This window comes from Variovorax sp. P2_H12 (assembly GCF_056403395.1).
In genome coordinates this window covers 1-378 of the sequence record NZ_JBFUFO010000293.1, presented here as the reverse complement: position 1 = coordinate 378, position 378 = coordinate 1, and the positions used below count along the sequence as shown (strand labels likewise).

1 protein-coding gene is annotated in these 378 nt (G+C 73.3%); it reads left to right on the top strand.

Features of this window, described 5'->3' with window-relative positions:
* Nucleotides 1-378 (top strand): hypothetical protein (locus tag AC1DYK_RS36200; RefSeq protein WP_478170656.1); only part of this gene is annotated, 378 nt, incomplete at both ends.

The following is a 378-nucleotide window of genomic DNA, read 5'->3' as shown; positions in this document are numbered from 1 at the left end:
ACCGCGGTCTGTCCCGCGCCGCCGCCGACGACACCCAGCACGCGCTCGCCCAGTTCAGCCGCGCGGCCATGCTGATGGAGGCTCACCTTCCGGAGGGCGGCGCCACCCCCGTACCCGCTGCCGCACACTTCGCCGACGCGCTGCGCGGTACAGGCGAGAAGGGCGCGCAGGACGTGCGGGAGCGTCGCGTACCGCGCTGGGACGGGGTCCGTGTGGCGCTCGCGCTGTGGGACGAGGAGGACCGCCTGCACGGGCAGGCGGCCAATCCGGTCGTGCGGAACGGGGTCGATCTGCTGCTGGAAACCCGAGGAGGACCGCCTGCACGGGCAGGCGGCCAATCCGGTCGTGCGGAACGGGGTCGATCTGCTGCTGGAAACC